General features: G+C 75.2%; 12 protein-coding genes. 5 read left to right on the top strand and 7 right to left on the bottom strand.

Going from position 1 to position 18,962, the window contains the following annotated elements; all coding sequences use genetic code 11:
- Nucleotides 1-8 precede the first annotated feature (8 nt).
- Both INN71_RS06525 and INN71_RS06520 read left to right on the top strand, forming a co-directional pair.
- Nucleotides 9-1,391: a dihydrolipoamide acetyltransferase family protein gene (locus INN71_RS06525; RefSeq protein WP_277498103.1), complete on the top strand. Its 1,383-nt coding sequence runs from the start codon at nt 9-11 to the stop codon at nt 1,389-1,391.
- 162 nt (nt 1,392-1,553) lie between these two features.
- Nucleotides 1,554-5,075: a hypothetical protein gene (locus INN71_RS06520; RefSeq protein WP_277498104.1), complete on the top strand. Its 3,522-nt coding sequence runs from the start codon at nt 1,554-1,556 to the stop codon at nt 5,073-5,075.
- 231 nt (nt 5,076-5,306) lie between these two features.
- Here INN71_RS06520 and INN71_RS06515 read toward each other — a convergent pair whose 3' ends face one another.
- Together INN71_RS06515 and INN71_RS06510 are read right to left on the bottom strand one after the other, a co-directional pair.
- Entirely contained in the window at nt 5,307-5,696 is a 390-nt protein-coding gene (locus INN71_RS06515; protein WP_277498105.1) for a VOC family protein, read from the bottom strand.
- 110 nt (nt 5,697-5,806) lie between these two features.
- Nucleotides 5,807-7,285, bottom strand: coding sequence for a carboxyl transferase domain-containing protein (locus INN71_RS06510; RefSeq protein WP_277498106.1), 1,479 nt, complete (start codon nt 7,283-7,285; stop codon nt 5,807-5,809).
- Between the two features lie 116 nt (nt 7,286-7,401).
- Here INN71_RS06510 and INN71_RS06505 point away from each other — a divergent pair, with 116 nt between their 5' ends.
- The gene (locus tag INN71_RS06505; protein WP_277498107.1) at nt 7,402-8,562 is read left to right on the top strand and encodes a cell wall metabolism sensor histidine kinase WalK; all 1,161 of its coding nucleotides are present in this window, start codon (nt 7,402-7,404) and stop codon (nt 8,560-8,562) included.
- 18 nt (nt 8,563-8,580) lie between these two features.
- On the opposite strand, the gene INN71_RS06500 is transcribed toward INN71_RS06505, so the two are convergent.
- Nucleotides 8,581-9,441, bottom strand: coding sequence for a LuxR C-terminal-related transcriptional regulator (locus INN71_RS06500; protein WP_277498108.1), 861 nt, complete (start codon nt 9,439-9,441; stop codon nt 8,581-8,583).
- Nucleotides 9,442-9,559: 118 nt separating this feature from the next.
- Here INN71_RS06500 and INN71_RS06495 point away from each other — a divergent pair, with 118 nt between their 5' ends.
- On the top strand, nt 9,560-11,128 hold the full coding sequence (locus INN71_RS06495; RefSeq protein ID WP_277498109.1) for an AMP-binding protein: 1,569 nt from the start codon (nt 9,560-9,562) through the stop codon (nt 11,126-11,128).
- 352 nt (nt 11,129-11,480) lie between these two features.
- On the opposite strand, the gene INN71_RS06490 is transcribed toward INN71_RS06495, so the two are convergent.
- The 4 genes from INN71_RS06490 to INN71_RS06475 form a co-directional block, all read right to left on the bottom strand.
- Complete coding sequence (locus tag INN71_RS06490; RefSeq protein WP_277498110.1) at nt 11,481-12,131, bottom strand: vitamin K epoxide reductase family protein; 651 nt, start codon at nt 12,129-12,131, stop codon at nt 11,481-11,483.
- Between the two features lie 67 nt (nt 12,132-12,198).
- Entirely contained in the window at nt 12,199-14,040 is a 1,842-nt protein-coding gene (locus tag INN71_RS06485) for a glycoside hydrolase family 15 protein (protein WP_277498111.1), read from the bottom strand.
- Entirely contained in the window at nt 14,033-15,466 is a 1,434-nt protein-coding gene (gene zwf, locus INN71_RS06480) for a glucose-6-phosphate dehydrogenase (RefSeq protein ID WP_277498112.1), read from the bottom strand. The genes INN71_RS06485 and zwf overlap by 8 nt, the downstream gene beginning before the upstream one ends.
- 75 nt (nt 15,467-15,541) lie before the next feature.
- Complete coding sequence (locus INN71_RS06475) at nt 15,542-17,287, bottom strand: M1 family metallopeptidase (protein ID WP_301799919.1); 1,746 nt, start codon at nt 17,285-17,287, stop codon at nt 15,542-15,544.
- 99 nt (nt 17,288-17,386) lie between these two features.
- On the opposite strand from INN71_RS06475, the gene INN71_RS06470 reads away from it, so the two are divergent.
- Nucleotides 17,387-18,943 carry an amidohydrolase gene (locus INN71_RS06470; protein WP_277498114.1) on the top strand — a complete coding sequence of 519 codons (1,557 nt, stop codon included), beginning with the start codon at nt 17,387-17,389 and terminating at the stop codon, nt 18,941-18,943.
- Nucleotides 18,944-18,962: the final 19 nt, after the last annotated feature.

Here is an 18,962-nt window from a genome sequence, read left to right as displayed (position 1 = left end):
GCCCGCCCGTGCCCGAGTTCAACCTGCCCGACGTCGGCGAGGGCCTCACCGAGGCCGAGATCGTCGCCTGGCACGTGAAGGTCGGCGACGTGGTCGAGGTCAACGACCCGATCGTCGACATCGAGACCGCCAAGTCGGTGGTCGAGCTGCCCAGCCCGTACGCCGGGGAGGTCACCGCCCTGCTCGTCGAGGTCGGCGAGACCGTCGCCGTCGGGACGCCGATCATCGCCGTCGGCGAGCCGGCGTCTGCGGTGGGTGAGGAGCCCCGCGAGCGGAGCGAGCCGGCGTCTGCGGTGGGTGAGGAGCCCCGCGAGCGGAGCGAGCCGGCGTCTCGAACCCCCCACGAGCCCATCGACACCAACGTCCCGCCGGAGGGCAACGCGACCCTCGTCGGCTACGGCCCCCGCGAGACCGGTACGGCGCGCCGCCCCCGCCGCGCGCCCGCGGCGGTGGCCGTCGCCCCGCCCGCCGGGGTGCTGGCGAAGCCCCCCGTGCGCCGGCTGGCGGCCGACCTCGGCGTCGACCTGGCGGCGCTGACGCCGACGGGCCCGCACGGTGACGTCACGCGGGAGGACGTGCAGCGGGCCGCCGCCCCCGCCGCCCCCGCCCCGACCCCCGCCGGGCAGCAGGCCCCCGCGGCGGTGCGGGCCGCCGTACCGGACGGGGTCGGGGAGACGCGCGAGCCGGTCAAGGGCGTCCGGAGGGCGATGGCCGAGGCGATGGTGGCCTCGGCGTTCTCGGCGCCGCACGTGACGATCTGGACGACGGTGGACGTGAGCGCGTCCACGGCGTACCTCGCCCGGTTGCGGGCGCGGCGCGACTTCGCCGACCTGCCCGTCTCCCCGCTGCTGCTCGTGGCGCGGGCCGTCACGCTCGCGGTGCGCCGCACGCCGCTGCTCAACTCCTGGTTCGACGCCGACGCGGCGGACGGCGCCGGGGAGGTCGTGCTGCGCGAGCGGGTGAACCTCGGCATCGCGGCCGCGACGCCGCGCGGGCTGGTGGTGCCGAACGTGAAGGCGGCGGACACGCTGTCGCTGCCGGGGCTCGCCCGGGCGATCGGCGAGCTGGTCGCGACGGCGCGCGAGGGACGCACGGCGCCGGCCGACCAGGCCGGGGGCACGTTCACCATCACCAACGTCGGGGTGCTCGGCATCGAGGGCGGGACGCCCATCATCAACCCGGGCGAGTCGGGGATCCTCTGCCTCGGCGCCGTCCAGCGCCGCCCGTGGGTGGTGACGGACGCGGACGGCACGGAGACGCTGGCGCCGCGCGACGTGGTCACGCTGACGCTGAGCTTCGACCACCGCCACGTCGACGGGGCGACGGGGGCGGCGTTCCTCACCGACGTCGCGAGCGTGCTGGAGGACCCGGCGAACGCGCTGCTGCTCTGAGGTCGGCGCACCCGCGGGGGGCGTCCCCGCGGGTGCGTGCCCGACCGCCCCACGATTGAAACGTTTTAGAAACAGGCCCTCCGTAGCGTCCGGCTGCCAGCACGACCCTCCCCCCGGGGCGTGACGCCGGCACCCGTCCCCCGCGGCCACGAGAGGTCTGTCTTGTCCTTGCTGCCTGCCTTCACCCGCTCCGGAGCGCCCCGCGCCCGGAGCGCCACCCGGAACGCCGTCCGAGCGCTCAGCGGCGCCGCGCTCGTCGCGGCGACCCTGTCCGCGGGCGTCGCGTCCGCCGCCCCGACCACCGCACCCTCCGGCGACGACTGGGAGGTGGAGGTCGTCCCCGGCGGTTACGAGGTGACCGTCGACCTCGACGCGCCGCTGCCGATCGTCTCCGACGCGCCCACCATCGTGGTCGACGGCCAGTCGCTCGGCGTCGCCACGGAGTCCGCCGACGGCCTCAGCCTCGCGGCCGTCACCACGGACGCCTCGGTGCTGCGCGCCCGCACCGTCGAGCCCGGCTGGGCCAGCACGGCGCCGACCGGCGCCGCCGGCCTCGCCGCCGAGGCGCCCGCCGCGACCCCCGAGGCGTCCGCGCTCGCGGCGCTGGCCGACGACCCGGCCGCGCTCGGTGACCTCGCCTGGGACGAGGCGGTCTACTCCTTCGGCGACCAGTCCGTCGACCTCGCCGCAATCGGCGGCATCCGCGGCGAGATGGAGGGCAAGCTCTACCTCCCCGAGGGTGACGAGGCCCGGCCCACGGTCGTGCTGCTGCACGGCCGCCACAGCTACTGCTACGGCACCGGGGACGCCAACCCGGACCGCTGGCCCTGCTCGGCCACGCAGCTGTCGATCCCCAGCTACCTCGGGTACGACGGCACCGCCCGCACCCTGGCCAGCCACGGGTACGCCGTGGTGTCGATCTCGGCGAACGCGATCAACGCCAACGACAACCAGCTCGCGGCCGACCAGGGCGCCGTCGCGCGCGGCCAGCTCGTGCTCGACACCCTCGACCTGCTCGCCGACGCCTCGGCCGGCGAGCCCGTCGTCCTCCACGACGCCGCGACGGACGCGGACGTCACGCTCGACGCGGCGCTCGACGCCGGCACGGCGGCCGTGGCGGAGCGCTCCGAGGGCTTCGTCGGCGGGTACGACGCGCCCGACGACCTCGCCGCGAGCGACCTCGTCGGTCGCTTCGACCTCACCAACGTCGGCCTCATGGGCCACTCCCGCGGCGGCGAGGGCATCACGTCGGCGGCGACGCTCAACGGCGCCCGCGACGAGCCCTTCGGCTTCACCTCGGTGCTGCCGCTGGCCCCGGTCGACTTCGGCCGCATGACGGTGCCCGGCCTCGCGATGAACGTCGTGCTGCCCTACTGCGACGGCGACGTCAGCAACCAGCAGGGCCAGCACATGCTCGACGACAGCCGCTACGCGTTCGGCGACGACGCGCTGCGCTCGGGCACGTGGGTGATGGGCGCGAACCACAACTTCTACAACACGGTCTGGACCCCGGGCGTCTACCGCTACAGCGTCAGCGACGACTGGAGCGGCACGAACCCCGCCAGCGCCCGCGCCACCGAGCCGGTCTGCGGCACCGCCCCGAGCACCGCTGCGACGTCGATCCGCATGACGGCGCAGGAGCAGTACGACCAGGGCACGTCGTACATGGCCGCCTGGTTCCGCCTCACGCTCGGCGGCGAGGAGCAGTTCCTGCCGATGTTCGACGGCACGGGCGCGGTCCCGGCCGCCCTCGGTGCCGAGGACGTCCGCACGCAGGCCACCGCGCCCGCGTCGGCCCGCTCGACGGTCGCGACGTTCGAGCAGACCAGCTCGCTCATCCGCACCACGACGGGCGCCACGGCGACCGTCTGCGCCTCGCTCGGCGGCCGCACCGTCGGCCAGACCCTGCCGGCCTGCGCCACCACCGCGCAGTCGGCCCAGGTGCCGCACTGGACGCCCGCGTCCAACGCGACCAACGTGCCCGCCACGCCGATGACCCGGCTGAGCTGGACCGCCGCGGGCGCCGGGCTGCGCGTGGCCGTACCGGCCGCGCGCCGTGACGCCAGCCCGTACGAGCGCCTGTCGCTCAAGGTGGCGGCCGACGAGACCGTCGTCGGCGGCACCGACGCCACCCTCACCGTCGTCGACGGCACGGGTGCCCGCTGGTCCGCGCTGGTCTCCGAGCTCAACCCGCAGGCCCTGCGCCGCCTCCCGTCCTCGGACACGGCGACGAGCGCCAGCACGCTGGGCAAGATCGTCCTCCAGCAGCTGGCGGTGCCGCTCGGCACGCTGTCGGCCGCCGGGCTCGACCTGGGCGACCTCCGCGAGGTGAGCCTCACGGGCGCCCCGGTCGAGGGCGGTGCCACGACCGGCGGTGCCTACCTGTCCGACCTCGCGTTCGAGTCGTCCGCCGTGGGCGACCTCGGGGTCGGCGACCTGCCCGTCGTCGAGGTCTTCGCCCCGGCCACCGAGGAGGGCGACGCGCCCGGCACGACCGACGTCGCCGTCCACCTCGACCGCCCGGCCACGTCGACCGTCACCGGCTACGTCTCCCTGCTCGGCTCGGGCACCGCCCGCGCCGGCGCCGCCATGGAGCGCGTCGACTTCGCCCCGGGCGAGACCTGCCGGGTCGTCACCGCCACGCTCAACGGCGACACGACGGCCAGCACGACCGCGTCGACCGCGCTCAAGGCGTCGGTGGTCAACACCCGCGGCGCCGTCATGGGCACCGACTCCATCGTCTTCGCCACGATCCGCGAGGACGACGGCACCGTCGCCGCCACCCCGACCGGCACCGCGGTGCCGGAGCTGCCGCCCGTCGGCACCAGCGGCGACCCGTGCGCCGAGCTGGCCACCCTCACCGGCGGCGAGCTCGACGTGGCGGCGTCGGTCACCCCCGGTACGGCGCTCGCCGTCACCGCGGGCGGCTTCCGCGCCGGCGAGTCCGTCACGGTGACCGCGCCCGGCGTCGAGCCGGTACGGGTCGTCGCGGACGGCGACGGCGTCGCGACGGCGAGCCTCGCCGTACCGGCCGACACCGCGCGCGGTGCCCTGGCGCTCACCGCCACCGGCGCCGGCACGGGCCGGGTCGTCGAGGGCTCGACCCTCGTGCGGGACACCACCAGCCTCACCGCGCCGGCGACGGCGACGGGCTCGTTCGGCACGGCGGCGACGGTCGTCGTCGAGGTCGGCACGCCCGAGGGTGCGCCGGGGGCGACCGGCACCGTCGAGGCCCTGTGGGGCACCGGCGCGGTCGCGACCGCCGCGGTCGTCGACGGCCGGGCCACGCTGCGCCTGCCGGCGTCGTGGCGCCCGGGCACCTACCGGGTCGGCCTGCGCTACCTCGGTGACGACACGACGACCCCCGCCACCGGCGGCGTCGTGGTCACCGTCGGCAAGGCCCGCTCCACGCTGCTGGTCTCGGCGTGGCCGCAGCCGATCCCGGCGGGCCGCACCGGCACGCTCGGCATCCAGGTGGGCAACTCGAGCGGTGCGCCGTACAACGGCACCGCCCAGGTGGTCTACGGCGACGTGCGCCTCGTGGCGAACGTCCGCAACGGCCTCGCCCGGGTGACGCTGCCCGCGATGCCGACCGGCTGGTACCGCCTGCGGGTCTGGACGGACGCGAACCACCCGACCATCGCGGCCGCCGGCGCGTCATTCTCGGTGCCCGTGCGCCGCTGACCGAACCGCAGCACCTGTAGTACCGCAGCACCGACGGGAGGGCCGTCGCCGGGAGACCGGCGGCGGCCCTCCTCGCCGTACCCCGGGCGTCAGGCGGCTCGGCGCCCCGTGCAACGCGGTGTCCGGGCTGCTGCACACGCGTCCGGCGCCTGTCCCAGACGCTGCAGCACCGCAGGTGACCTCAGCACCGCAGCAGACGGCCGGCCGGTACGGCGTGGCCCCCGGGGCGCGTCAGGAACCGGCGCGCTCCGCCTCGCCGCGCAGCACGCAGAACTCGTTGCCCTCGGGGTCGGCCAGCACGGCCCAGCCGGTGCCGTCCTCGGCGCGCAGGTCGTCGACGAGGGTGGCGCCCATGCCGAGGAGCCGCTCGACCTCGGCGTCGCGCCGGTCGTCCTCACCGCTCGGGGCGAGGCAGAGGTGCAGGCGGTTCTTGACCGTCTTGGGCTCGGGGACGCGCAGGAACAGCAGGTCGCGGCCGTCCGGCAGCGTCATGCCGGTCTCCTCGTCGTCGCCGTCCGCGTCGTCGTCGAAGACCGGCAGCTCGAGCACGCGGCCCCACCAGGCGGCCAGGGCGCGGGGGTCGGCGCAGTCGACGCAGATGTTCACGATGTGCAGGCTCATCGCAGCACCGTGCCACGGCGGACCCTGCGAGGAAAGCCTGGGGTCTGCGGCCCAGGCGTCGACCGCGGACCACAGGTCTCCCCGCCCGGGCGGGGAGACCCCAGGGGCCCTCAGAACAGGTAGCGCCGCGAGCGCTGCGCGACGGAGCCGGCGCCGGCGACGAGCAGGCGCGACAGCTCGTGCTCGAGCACGGAGCCGACGCGGGCGCAGAACGCCTCGGGCTCCTCGGCGGCGTCGGGCTGCTCGGGCACGACGACGTCGACCACCCCGCGCGCCGCCAGGTCGAGCGCCCGCACCTGCTGGGCCCGGGCCATCTCGGCGGCGTGGTCGAGGTCGCGGTGCACGATCGCGCTCGCGCCCTCGGGCGGCAGGGGAGAGAGCCACGCGTGCTGCGCCGCGACGACCCGGTCGGCCGGCAGGAGCGCGAGCGCCCCGCCGCCGTTGCCCTCGCCGAGCATGAGGCACAGCGTCGGGGCGTCGAGGGTCACGAGGTCGGCCAGGCAGCGGGCGATCTCGCCGGCCAGCCCGCCGTTCTCCGCGTCGGCCGAGAGCGCGGCGCCCTGGGTGTCGATGACGCTGACGAGCGGCAGCTTGAGGTCGGAGGCCAGCCGCATCCCGCGCCGGGCCTCGCGCAGCGCCTCCGGTCCCATGGGCCGCTCCCGCGTCTGCCCGCGCCGGTCCTGGCCGAGGAACACGCAGGGGGCGTCGCCGAAGCGGGCCAGGGCGATGATGAGCCCCGGGTCCGCCTCGCCCTCGCCCGTGCCGTTGAGCAGCACGACGTCGCTGGCGGCGTACTTCAGGAGGCGGCGCACGCCCGGGCGCTCCGGGTCGCGCGAGCGGGTGACGGCGTCCCACGTCTCCACGTCGGGTACGGCGTCCAGCACCGGCGCGGGCACCGTGCCCACGCCCTGGCGCCGGGCGAGCAGGATCGTGAGGGTGCGGTCGACGATGTCGGCGAGCTCGTGCGGGGCCAGGACGGCGTCGATGATGCCGCGGGCGTAGAGGTTCTCCGAGGTCTGCACGCCCTCGGGGAACGGCTGGCCGTAGAGCGCCTCGTAGACCCGGGGGCCGAGGAAGCCGACCAGGGCGCCGGGCTCCGCGACGGTCACGTGCCCGAGCGAGCCCCACGAGGCCATGACGCCGCCGGTGGTGGGGTGGCGCAGGTAGACGAGGTAGGGCAGCCCCGCCTTCTTGTGCGTGGCGACCGCGGCCGAGATGCGCACCATCTGCACGAACGCCGGCGTGCCCTCCTGCATGCGGGTGCCGCCCGAGACGGGCGCGGCCAGCAGGGGCAGGCCCTCGGCGGTCGCGCGCTCGACGGCGGCCACGACGCGGTCGGCGGCCGCCCGGCCGATGGAGCCGGCGAGGAACCGGAACTCCCCGAGCAGCACCGCGACGCGGCGACCGCGGATGAGCGCCTCGCCCGTCACGACCGACTCGTCGGTGCCGGCCTTCTCGGCGGCGCGGGCGAGCTCCGCGCCGTACTCCTCCGAGATCTCCCCCCGCACGGGCGGGGTGTCCCAGGAGCGCCAGCTGCCCGCGTCGAGCACGAGGTCGATCAGGTCGTGGGAGGTCAGTCGCTCGGTCACGGGGTGGACGCTAGCCCGCCGGCCGGGCCCGTGCGAGGCTCCCGTCCGACCAGGGGACCGACCGGTAACCTGGCGGCGGCCGCACGCGGGTGCGGCACGGCGATCGGATCCCCCACATGCCCCCACCCGGGAGCGCGCCGGGCCAGGACGGGCCCGTCGCGGTGACGGCGCTGCTCGCGAGCGAGCACCCCGACCTCTTCCGCGCGACCCTCGACGCGGTCCCCGACGCCGTCGTCATCGTCGACGGCCAGGGCGTGATCGTCACGGCCAACACCCAGGTCGAGGGCGTGTTCGGCTACCGGCCCGCCGAGCTCGAGCAGCAGCTGATCGAGGTGCTGGTGCCCACCCGCCTCCGCACCGGGCACCCGCGGCGCCGCTCGAGCTACACCCGGCGTCCCATGGGCCTGCTGCAGCTCGCCGCCGTGCGCCGCGACGGCACCGAGTTCCCCGCCGAGATCTCGCTCGCGCCCATCGAGCTCGGCGACGGCACCACCTGGACGGCCGCCACCGTCCGCGACATCTCCGAGCGGATCCGGCTCGAGGCCGAGTCCGAGCGCCTGCGCGACGAGATGCTCGCGACCGTCACCCACGAGCTGCGCACGCCGCTGACGGTGATCATCGGCTACGTCGACATGCTCCTCGAGCTCGACGAGACGCTGCGCCCCGAGGCCCGCCGCACGATGCTCGGCAAGGTGGCGCGCAGCGCCCACCGCGAGCTCACCCTCGTCAACGACCTCCTCACCCTGGCGACCGGCACCCTGCACGCCGTGCCCCTCGAGCTGGAGGACGTCGACCTGGACGCCCTGGTGCGGACCACCGTCGCCGAGCGCCGCACCGAGGCCGCCAGCCGGGCCGTCACCCTCGTCGCGCGGCTGTCCGACGCGGACGCCGAGCGGGGTACGGCGGGAGCCGCCGCGCGCGCGCCGGTCGCCCGCGCCGATCCGCAGCGGCTGCGGCAGGTGCTCGACAACCTGCTCGGCAACGCGCTCAAGTTCACGCCGGCCGGTGGCCGCGTCGTGCTCGGCGTCGAGGTGCTCGGCGACAGCGTGGTGCTCACCGTCGCCGACACCGGGCCGGGGATCCCGGTCGAGGAGCGGGAGCGGATCTTCGAGCGCCTCTACCGCGTGCCCACCGCCATCGCCGACGCCGTCCCCGGCACCGGTCTGGGTCTGGCCATCGTCAAGGCCATCGTCGAGGCGCACCGCGGCACCGTGGCCGTCACGAGCGAGATGGGCACCGGCAGCACCTTCACCGTGCAGCTCCCCGGCGCCCGCTGAGCCGCCGAGCCGGGCCGCTCACGGCAGGAGGCCGTGGCGGCGGGCGAGCACGGCGGCCTCGAGCCGGGTCGACGCGCCCAGCTTGGCCATCACGGCCTTCACGTAGCCCTTCACCGTGTGCAGCGTCAGGCCGAGCTCGGCCCCGATCCGCGCGTTGCCGTGCCCCAGCGCGACCAGGCCGAGCACGTCTGCCTCGCGCGGCGTGAGCGCGACGGCGGGCAGCGTCGCGCCGGGGCCCTCGCCCGTGCCCCGCGGGGTCCGCTCGGCGAGCGTGTCGGCGGTGCGCAGCAGCGCGTCACGCAGGCGCGGGTCGTCGAGCTGCCCGGCGATCAGCCGCAGGTCGGCGTACGCCGCGCGCACCCGCTCGCGCAGCGGGTCGGGCCCGGGCGCCTCGGGCGGCGGGACGGGTCGCGGCGTGGCCCGCGAGAGGACCAGCTCCTGCTCGAGGGCCCGGGCCTCGGCGGTGAGCACGTCGAGGGCCCGCCCGGCGAGGCCGCCCGGGGCGTGGAGCGCGCCGTACAGCACCGCGACGGGGCGCCGGCCGACCACCACGGGGACGGCGGCCATCGCCCGCAGGCCCTCCGCGGCGATGATCGCGTCGTAGCGGTGGGAGATGGAGCGCGAGGACAGGTAGTCGCTGAAGGCGTGCGCCCGGCCGAGGGTGATGACGCGGCCGCCGAGGCCGTGCCCGGGCTGCAGGCGGGTGCCCGCGAGGGCGCCGACGGTGCGGCCGTCGAAGGTGTCGAGGGTGACCCGGCCGTCCTCGACGCGGCCGGCGAAGGCGAGCGAGACGGCCGCGTCCCGGCGTACCCGCCCCAGCGCCTGGCGCGTCGCCGCCCGCACGTCCCCGGCGCCCACGCCCCGGTCCCGCTCCGCCATGTGCTCCCCGCCCGCCCTCGTCGCCGACGCCCGGCCCCCCTCCTCGGAGGGTGGTCGCCGGGAGGTGGGCGGCGCACGATGTGACGCCGACCACCCGTGCCGATCATAGGAGGCCCCCGTGACCGCCGCCCCCGACGTCGCCCCCGACACCACCCCCGACACCGCCCGCAGGATCGAGGGCTGGCTCGCCGAGTACGCCGCACCCGACGCCTGCGCGGCCGCGCTGCTCTGCGACCGCCACGACCCCGACGCGGTCGCGTTCACGCTCGTCGACGCCGACCTCGGGGTGCGGGCGCTGACCTACGGCGAGCTGCGCGACCTCTCCTCCCGGCTGGCCGCGGGGCTCGCCGAGCGCGGCGTCGGGCGCGGCGACGCGGTGGGGGTGCTGATGGGCAAGCGCCTGGAGTACGTCGTGACCGTCGTCGCCCTGTGGCGCCTCGGCGCCGTGCTGGTGCCGCTCTTCACGGCGTTCGCGAGCGGCGCCATCCAGGTGCGGGTGAGCGGGAGCGGCGCCCGGCTGGTCGTCACCGAGCCGTCGCAGCGGGCGAAGCTCGACGCGGTCGAGGGCGTCGAGGTGCTCGTGACCGGGCCGGAGTACGACGCGCTGCTGACCCGCGAGCCGCTGGCCGAGCCGGCGGTGGTCGGCGGCGACGGCCTGCTGGCGATGCTCTTCACAAGCGGTACGACGGGGAAGCCGAAGGGCGTGCCGATCCCGGTGCGGGCGCTGGCGGCGTTCAGCTCCTACCTCGTGCACGGGCTCGACGTCCGGCCCGACGACGTGTTCTGGAACGCCGCCGACCCGGGGTGGGCCTACGGCCTCTACTACGGCGTGCTGGGCCCGCTGGCGCAGGGCCGGACCAACGTGCTCGTCGACGCCGGCTTCTCGCCGGACCTCACGCGGCGGGTGATCGAGCGTCTCGGCGTGACGAGCTTCGCGGGCGCGCCCACGATGTACCGCGCCATGTCGAAGGACCCCTCCTTCACCGGCTTCACGCTGCGGCGCGCCTCGTCGGCGGGCGAGCCGCTGACGCCCGACGTCGTCGCGTGGGGCGAGCGGGCGCTCGGCGTGGAGGTGCGCGACCACTACGGCCAGACAGAGCACGGCATGTGCATCGTCAACTGCTGGGCCGACGGCGTGCGCGAGCCGGTGCGGCCCGGGTCGATGGGTCCGGCGCTGCCCGGGTTCGCCGCGGGGATGGTCGAGGGCCAGATCGCGCTGGACGTCGAGGGCTCGCCGCTGATGTTCTTCCGCGGCTACCACGACGCGCCGGAGAAGTCGGCCGAGCGCTTCACCCGCGACGGTCGCTGGTACCTCACCGGCGACACCGGCCGCGTCGACGAGGACGGGCACTTCTACTTCTCGGCCCGCGACGACGACGTCATCCTCGCCGCCGGCTACCGCATCGGCCCGTTCGACGTGGAGAGCGTGCTCGTCACCCACCCCGCCGTCGTCGACGTGGCCGTGGTGGGCAAGCCCGACGAGGTGCGCGGCGAGGTCGTCGCGGCGTACGTCGTGCTGGCGTCCGGCACCGAGCCCACCGACGACCTGGCCCACGACCTGCAGCAGCTGGTGCGCAACGAGTACTCGGCCCACGCCTACCCGCGCATCGTGCACTTCGTCGCGGAGCTGCCGAAGACCCCCAGCGGGAAGGTGCAGCGCTACCTGCTGCGCCGCCGCGAGGACTGAGGCCCGCTCTCGGTGGTCGAGGCTGGGTTGCTCTGGCCCCGGTGGTTGAGGTGGGTTGCTCTGGCAACCTCTCGAAACCAGGCCCGGGTGTCGTGGTGGTTTCGAGGGCCGCTGGCGCGGCCACCTCAACCACCGGTCTGACGTGGCCGCGTGCGGTGGTTGAGGTGGGTTGCTCTGGCAACCCCTCGAAACCACGCCCGGGTGTCGTGGTGGTTTCGAGGGCCGCTAGCGCGGCCACCTCAACCACCGGATCGGACCCTGGCGCGGCCACCTCGACCACCGGAACGCCGCTGGCGGCCACCTCGACCACCGGAACGCCGCTGGCGCGGCCACCTCGACCACCGGGACTCGCTCAGAGCAGCGTGGACCAGTAGTCCCAGAACCGCTCGAGGATCAGCACGACGACGACGAGGTACACCGCCACCACGCCCAGCAGCGACCACCTCCGGGCGGCGCGGACGGCGCCGGACCGCGCGAGGCCGGCGCCGAGCACCCCGGCCTCGGCGTTGCGCACGGTCACGTGCCAGGCCAGCGGCACGACGACGGCCCACACGACCATGCAGTAGGGGCACAGCGCGTTGATCGAGTAGAGACTCTGGGCGATCAGCCAGGCCACGAACGCCGCGCCCAGCACGACGCCGGCCTGCAGGCCGGCCCAGAACCACCGGGCGTAGGACGCGCCGGCGAGGATCCCCGCCCCCACGGCGACGACGACCGGGAACGCGGCGACGCCGATCACCGGGTTGGGGAACCCGAACACCCGCGCCTGCTCGGTCACCATCACCGAACCGCAGCTGAGCACGGGGTTGAGGCTGCACGACGGCACGTACGACGGGTCGACCAGCAGCTGGATCCGCTCCAGCAGCAGCGTCACCGCGGCGACGAACCCGACGGCGCCGGTCACGACCAGCAGCCACCCCAGGCGACGGTCGCGGTCCCGGGCCTCGAGGGCCTCCAGCTCGGCCCGCTCGGCGGGTGTGAGGTCGACGTCGAGCGCGGTCACCGGGCGAATGTAGCCCCGCTTCCTGGGGGTGAGCGCGCGCCCCCGCATCCCGCCGCCCGCAGCCCGCTCAGCCCAGCGCCCGGTCCAGGTTGGTCGCGGCGCTGATGAGCGAGAGGTGCGTGAACGCCTGCGGGAAGTTGCCCAGCTGCTCGCCGGTGAGGCCGACCTGCTCGGCGAAGAGCCCGAGGTGGTTGCCGTAGGTCAGCATCTTCTCGAACGCCAGCCGCGCGTCGTCCACCCGACCGGCGCGGGTGAGTGCCTCGACGTACCAGAACGAGCACATCGAGAAGGTGCCCTCGGCGCCGTCGAGGCCGTCGTGGGAGTCCTGCGCCTCGGGGTCGTAGCGGAAGACGAGCGAGTCGGTGACGAGGTGCTCCTCGATGGCGTCCAGCGTCGAGAGGAAGCGGGGGTCGCCGGGGGCGGTGAACTTCACGAGCGGCATGAGCAGCAGCCCGGCGTCGAGCACGCGGGAGCCCTCGGCCTGGGTGAACGACTCCAGGTCGGGGTCCCACGACTCGGCCATGACGCGCTCGTAGATCTCGTCGCGCACCTTGCCCCACGCCGCGATGTCGCCGGGCAGGCCGCGGCGGCGGGCGACGCGGATCATCCGCTCGACCGCCACCCAGCACATGAGGCGCGACGTGGTGTGCGGCCGCGGCTCCTGCCGGATCTCCCACATGCCGTGGTCGTCGCGGTCCCAGTTGTCCATCACCCACTCGAGCACCGTGCACAGGTCGGACCAGCCGTCGTGGCTGATGCCGGCGCCGTACTTGTCGAAGAGGTAGACCGAGTCGACGAGCTCGCCGTAGATGTCGAGCTGCAGCTGGTCGACCGCCGCGTTGCCGACCCGCACGGGGCGCGAGCCGCGGTGGCCGGCGAGGTGGTCGAGCTCGTGCTCCTCGACCGGCACCTTCCCGTCGAGGTCGTAGAGCACCCGCAGCGGGCCGAGGCGCTCGTACGTCGGGTCGTCGCGGTCGGCCTCGCCGATGCGGCGCGAGAGCCACGCGGTGAACGCGGCGGCCTCGTCGGTGAACCCGAGGCGCAGCAGGCCGTAGAGGGTGAACGCCGCGTCGCGGATCCAGACGAACCGGTAGTCCCAGTTGCGCTCGCCGCCGATCTCCTCCGGCAGGCTCGTCGTCGGCGACGCGATGACGCCGCCGCTGGGCTCGTGGCACATCAGCTTGAGGGTGATGGCCGACCGCTCGACCGCACCCCGCCAGCGGCCGGCGTACGACGAGCTGGCCAGCCAGCCGCGCCAGTACGACGTCGTCCGATCGAGCAGCGACGCGGTGTCGTCGACCGCGCAGGGCACGGGCTCGGCGCCCTCGGCGAGCACCTCGAGCACGAACAGCGCGGTCTCGCCCTCGGCCAGCTCGACGTCGGCGACGACGACCCCGCCGTCGATCACCAGGTCGTGGGTGGAGGACAGCACCAGGTCGACGTGGCCGTCGGGGATGGAGATGCCGCCCTCGACCTGCGTGGGCGTCGCGTCCTCGCGCCCGTAGTCGTGGCGCACCTGCACGCGGGTGACGAACGGCACGGCGCCGCGCACGGCCGAGACCCGTCGTACGACGCGCTGGCGGTGCTCGTCGTCGTGGGGGCGCAGGACCGGCATGAAGTCCTGCACCTCGACGACCCCCTGGGGGGTGAGGAAGCGGGTGACGAGGATGGCGGTGTCGGGCAGGTAGTACTGCTGCGTGCGCGTCACCTCGCCGGTCGGCCGCAGGGTCCACGCCCCGCCGACCTCGGGGTCGAGGAGGGCGGCGAAGATGCTGGGCGCGTCGAAGCGGCCCGGGCAGAACCAGTCGATGGTGCCGTCGGTGGAGACCAGGGCGCAGGAGCGCAGGTCGCCGATGAGGCCGTGGGCGGCGATGTCGGGCGCCCGGTCGGTGCGGGCCTCCTCAGTCACCGAGGCGCCACCCGCCGGGCGCGAGGTCGAGCGCGGCCTGCGGGCCCCACGAGCCGGGCTCGTAGGGGAGCACCTCGGGGCGGTCGTCGAGCACCGGCTGGCAGACCTCCCAGAGCCGCTCCACCTCGTCGGAGCGTGTGAAGAGCGTCTGGTCGCCGCGCAGCACGTCGAGCAGCAGCCGCTCGTAGGCCTCGAGCGCGAACGACTCGCCCCCGTCGCCGTGCACCTGCAGCTCCATGGTGGCGATGGTGATGTCGAAGTCGCGCCCCGGCCGCTTGGCGCGCACGTCGACGGTGATCCGCGGCTCGTCCGTCAGCTCGAGCACCAGCTCGTTGCCGCAGGCGGGCGCCGCGAACATCGACGACTCGGGGTCGCGGAAGCGCAGCGTGATGGTGCGCCGGCCCTCGGCGAGCGACTTGCCGGTGCGCAGCAGGAAGGGCACGTCGCGCCAGCGCTCGTTGTCGACGCAGACCTCGGCGGCGACGAACGTCTCCACGTCGGAGTCGTCGGCGACGTCCTCCTCGTCGCGGTAGCCGGCGTACTGCCCGAGCACGACCTTCGCGGGGTCGAGGGGGCGGATGGCGCGGAACAGCGCCGACTTGGCGTCGCGGACCGCGTCGGCCTCGAACGCGCCCGGGTCCTCCATGGCGACGAAGCCGAGCAGCTGGAAGAGGTGGGTGGAGATCATGTCGCGCAGGGCGCCCGTGGACTCGTAGAAGCTCGCCCGGCCCTCGATCGACAGCGACTCGGGCACGTCGATCTGCACCGAGGCGATGGAGCGGCGGTCCCAGGCCGGCTCGAAGAGACCGTTGGCGAACCGCAGCGCGAGGATGTTCTGCACCGCCTCCTTGCCGAGGAAGTGGTCGATGCGGAAGACCTGCTCCTCCTTCACCACGTCGAGCAGCGCGGCGTCCAGCCGCTCCGCCGAGGCCAGGTCGAGCCCGAACGGCTTCTCCACGACGAGCCGGGCGCGGTCGGTGAGGTCCTCGCGGTCGAGCATCCCGATCATGTCGGTCATCGCCGACGGGGGCAGCGACAGGTAGACGAGCCGGCGTACCTCCTCCACGTCGGTGCCGGCCTCGTCGGCCACCTCCTGCTCGGCGGCCCGCACGGCCGCGGCGAGGTCGGAGCCGTCGTCGGCCGACGCCGTCTGGAAGCTCAGCCGCTCGAGCAGCCCGTCGACGGCGTCGCGCTCGTCGGGCTCCGCCTGCTCGACCAGCGCGTCGCGCAGGCCGTCGCGGAACTCCTCGTCGCTGCCGGGGGAGTGCCGGCCCGAGCCGATGACCCGGTACGACGCGGGCAGCCACCCCGACGCCGCCAGGCGCAGCAGCGCGGGGAAGAGCTTGCGCTCGGCGAGGTCGCCCGTCGCGCCGAAGAGCACGACGACGTGGGGCGGGGGCGGCGTCTGCGAGGTCTGCTCGGACATGCCCCCAGCCTGCGCGACGGCACCAACTGCGCCCCGGGCCGCGCCGCCCGCGGGGCCGGTCCCGCGGGCCCGGGCTCAGCCCACGGGGCCGAAGGTCGTGGGCGGCTCCTGGGTGCCGAGGAGCCACGCGGTGAGGAACGGCGTGAGGTCGGTGCCCAGCTGCTCGGAGAGCCACGGCCAGTACTGGTCGCGGCCGATGCTGCGGTAGACGCCCTCGCCGCCCGCCGTCGGCCACGCCCGCACCATCTCCCAGAACGCCTCGTCACCGACGGTGGTGCGCAGCTCGTGCCACATCACCGCGGGCGGGACGTAGATGTTGCTCTGGCCGAAGGAGCTGCCGTCGTACGCCGCGGGCGGGCCGTAGGAGTCACGCAGGGCCTGGTCCTCGAGGGCGTAGTACCCCACGTAGTCGTCGACGTCCTCCCCGATGTCCTCGGCCTCCCACAGGATCTGCAGGTACATGGACATGCCCTCGTTCATCCACACGTCGCTCCAGTCGTCGGGCGAGACGACGTTGCCGTACCAGTGGTGCGCGATCTCGTGGACGATCACCTCGGGCGACAGCGTGTACCCGGTGTTGCCGTAGGTGATCATCGTCTGGGTCTCCATGGCGCTCTCGGAGTCGACGACGACGGAGCCGAGGCTGCTGAACGGGTAGGGGCCGAGCCGCTCCTCCAGCCAGGCGAGCGCCTCCTTGGTCGCCCCGAGCCGCTCGAGGGCCTCGTCGTCGCCGTCCGGGGTCCAGTAGGTCAGCGGCACGCCCGAGTCGCTGACGTCCTCGGTCAGCTCGTAGTCGCCGACGGCCACGGTCGCGAGGTACGACGACATCGGCTCCGGCGCGTGGAACCGCGCCACCGACTGCTCGTCGTCCTCCGCCTGCTCGACGAGCTCGCCGTTCGCGACGCCCGTCCAGCCCGGCTGCGTGCGGACCGTGACGTCGTACAGGGCCTTGTCGGCCGGCTGGTCGTTGACGGGGTACCAGGTGAACGCGCCGTACGGCTCCTGCATCGTCCAGAGCCAGTCCTCGCTGTCCTGCGAGGTGGAGCGCGTCAGGCCGACGCCGGAGAAGTCGCTGCGGTCGGTCGGGGCGGCGGCGGGCTCGGCGGGCCCGCGGTAGGTCACCGTCAGCCGGTGCTGCGACTCGATGAGCACCGGCTCGTCGACGACCAGGTGGTCGCCCTCGCGGCGGAAGGCGTCGGTCGGGGTGCCGTCGAGGACGAGGTCGGTGACCTCGAGGTGCGCGGCGAGGTCGAGGCGGAACCCCGGTGCGGCGCTCGTCGACCGGAAGGTGACCGTCGTGGTGCCCTCGAGCTCCGGGTCCTCGCCGTCGTCGGCGTCGTCGGGGAACCAGCGGAGCTCGATGTCGTAGTGCAGCGCGTCGACCCCGGGGTGGCCCTTGTCGGGGTAGACCGAGTCGGTGCGTGGCGTGCTCCGCGCCACCGCGAGCTCGGCGTCGTCCGGCAGCTCGACCGGGTCGAGGTCGGTGTCGCTGCCGCCGCGGCTCCCCCCGCCGGCGCCCCCGCCGCTGTCGTCGCCGTCGTCGCCGCCGCCCTCGCGGGGGCCGGCCTCGCTGGCGCCGCCGGTGACGCGGTCGGCGGTGTCGTCGTCGAGCCCGGTGACCACGCCCACGCCGGTCGCGCCGGCGAGGAGCACGACCGCCGCGCCGGCGGCGAGCCACGTGCGGGTACGGCGGGCCCCACCGCCCCGCGCGTCCTGCTGCTCGCCGGGGGTCTGATCGGGGGCCTGGCCGGGGGCCGTCGCGCCCGGGTCGGGGGCACGACCGGGTGTCGGGCGGGGCGGCAGCGGGCGCGGCGACGACATGGCGCTCAGTGTGCCGTCCCGGCCCGGCGTGCGCAGCCTCACACCGGCGCGACGTGGACGGGGCCGGGGCCCGGGGAGGCCGTCGTTAGGGTGCCGATCATGTCCGACCTGCTCATCCGCCAGGCCCGTCTGGTGCCCGTCGGTCGGGGGGTCGTCCCCGGCCCCTCCGGTCGTCCCGTCGACGTCGCGGTGACCGACGGCCGGGTGACCGCGGTCGGCCCCGACCTGCCCGTCCCGCCGGGCGCGAGCAACGCGGAGGTCGTCGACGCAGAGGGCCGGTGGCTCATCCCCGGGCTGTGGGACTCCCACGTGCACCTCGGGCAGTGGACGCTGGCGTCGCAGCGGCTCGACCTCACGGCCGCGCGCTCCCCGGAGGACGTGACGCAGCGGGTCGCCGAGCGCCTCGCGGAGCTGCCCGGCCACCCGGTCATCGGGTGGGGGCACCGCTCGGGCGGGTGGGACCGCGACGTGACGGTGAGCGAGCTCGACGCCGTGTCGGGCGACGTGCCGGTGGTCCTGATCTCGGGCGACGCCCACCACGCCTGGCTCAACACCACGGCGCTGCTGCACCTGGCGATGCCGGTGCGGGACTCGGTCGTGCGCGAGGGGGAGTGGTTCGCGGCGTACGCCCGCCTGTCCACCCTCGTCGGCGACGACGGCACGTCGCCGGAGGCGTACGGACGGACGCTCGACGCGGCGGCCGCGCTCGGCGTCGTGGGGCTCGTCGACTTCGAGTTCTCCGGCGGCGCGACCGAGTGGCTGCACCGCTGGGAGCACGGCTGCGACCGGCTGCGGATCCGGATGTCGACCTACGCCGAGGGCCTCGACGACGTGCTGCGCCTGGGGCTGCGCACCGGCGACGTCCTGCCGGGCGTGGCCGACGTGACCGGCCCGGGCGACGACCGCCTGACGATGGGCCCGCTGAAGATCATCTCGGACGGCTCCCTCAACACCCGCACGGCGTGGTGCTGCGAGCCGTACGCCGACGCCCACCGCCTCGAGTACCCCGCGGGCCAGCCCAACCTGTCGGGCGCCGAGCTGCACGACCTGCTCGCCCGGGCGCACGCCGCGGGGCTGGAGGTCGCCACGCACGCGATCGGGGACGCGGCCGCGGCGGCCGCGCTCGCGACGTACGCCGCCACCGGCGCCCGCGGCTCCATCGAGCACGCGCAGATGCTGAACCGGGCGGACTCGCGGCGGATGGCCGAGCTCGGCATCCGGGCCAGCGTGCAGCCGGCGCACCTGCTCGACGACCGCGACCTGACCGAGAAGATCTGGCAGGAGCGCTCGGCGCGGTGCTTCGCCTACCGCTGGATGCTCGACGACGGCGTCGACGTCGTGCTCGGCTCCGACGCGCCCGTGTCGCCGCTGGACCCGTGGCTGGCGATCGCCGCGGCGGTGCACCGCAGCGCCGACGAGCGGGAGCCGTGGCACGGCGAGCAGGCCCTCACCGTCGCCGAGGCGCTCGCGGCGTCCACCGACGGCTGGGGCACCGTGGCCGTGGGCCACCCGGGTGACCTCGTGCTGCTCGACGCCGACCCGTACGCCGCGTTCCCCACCACCGCCGAGCAGGGCGCCTGGCTGCGCCACCTGCCCGTCGCCGCGACGTACGTCGCCGGCCGCGCCGTCCACGGTGCGGGCATCGACCTGGGCTGAGGCCGTTCCGGTGGTCGAG

The sequence above is a fragment of the Nocardioides sp. ChNu-153 genome, from assembly GCF_030466625.1.
Lineage (GTDB): Bacteria > Actinomycetota > Actinomycetes > Propionibacteriales > Nocardioidaceae > Nocardioides.
The sequence above is the reverse complement of the archived record's forward strand: the minus strand, read 5'-3'. Positions and strand labels throughout refer to the sequence as shown.

Bases quoted from the DNA above. Each gene is read 5' to 3' on its own strand.
- INN71_RS06515 (WP_277498105.1), bottom strand. From the start codon at position 5,696: ATGAGCCTGCACATCGTGAACATCTGCGTCGACTGCGCCGACCCCCGC.
- INN71_RS06505 (WP_277498107.1), top strand. From the start codon at position 7,402: ATGCCCCCACCCGGGAGCGCGCCGGGCCAGGACGGGCCCGTCGCGGTG.
- INN71_RS06500 (WP_277498108.1), bottom strand. From the start codon at position 9,441: ATGGCGGAGCGGGACCGGGGCGTGGGCGCCGGGGACGTGCGGGCGGCG.
- zwf (WP_277498112.1), bottom strand. From the start codon at position 15,466: ATGTCCGAGCAGACCTCGCAGACGCCGCCCCCGCCCCACGTCGTCGTG.
- INN71_RS06475 (WP_301799919.1), bottom strand. From the start codon at position 17,287: ATGTCGTCGCCGCGCCCGCTGCCGCCCCGCCCGACACCCGGTCGTGCC.
- INN71_RS06470 (WP_277498114.1), top strand. From the start codon at position 17,387: ATGTCCGACCTGCTCATCCGCCAGGCCCGTCTGGTGCCCGTCGGTCGG.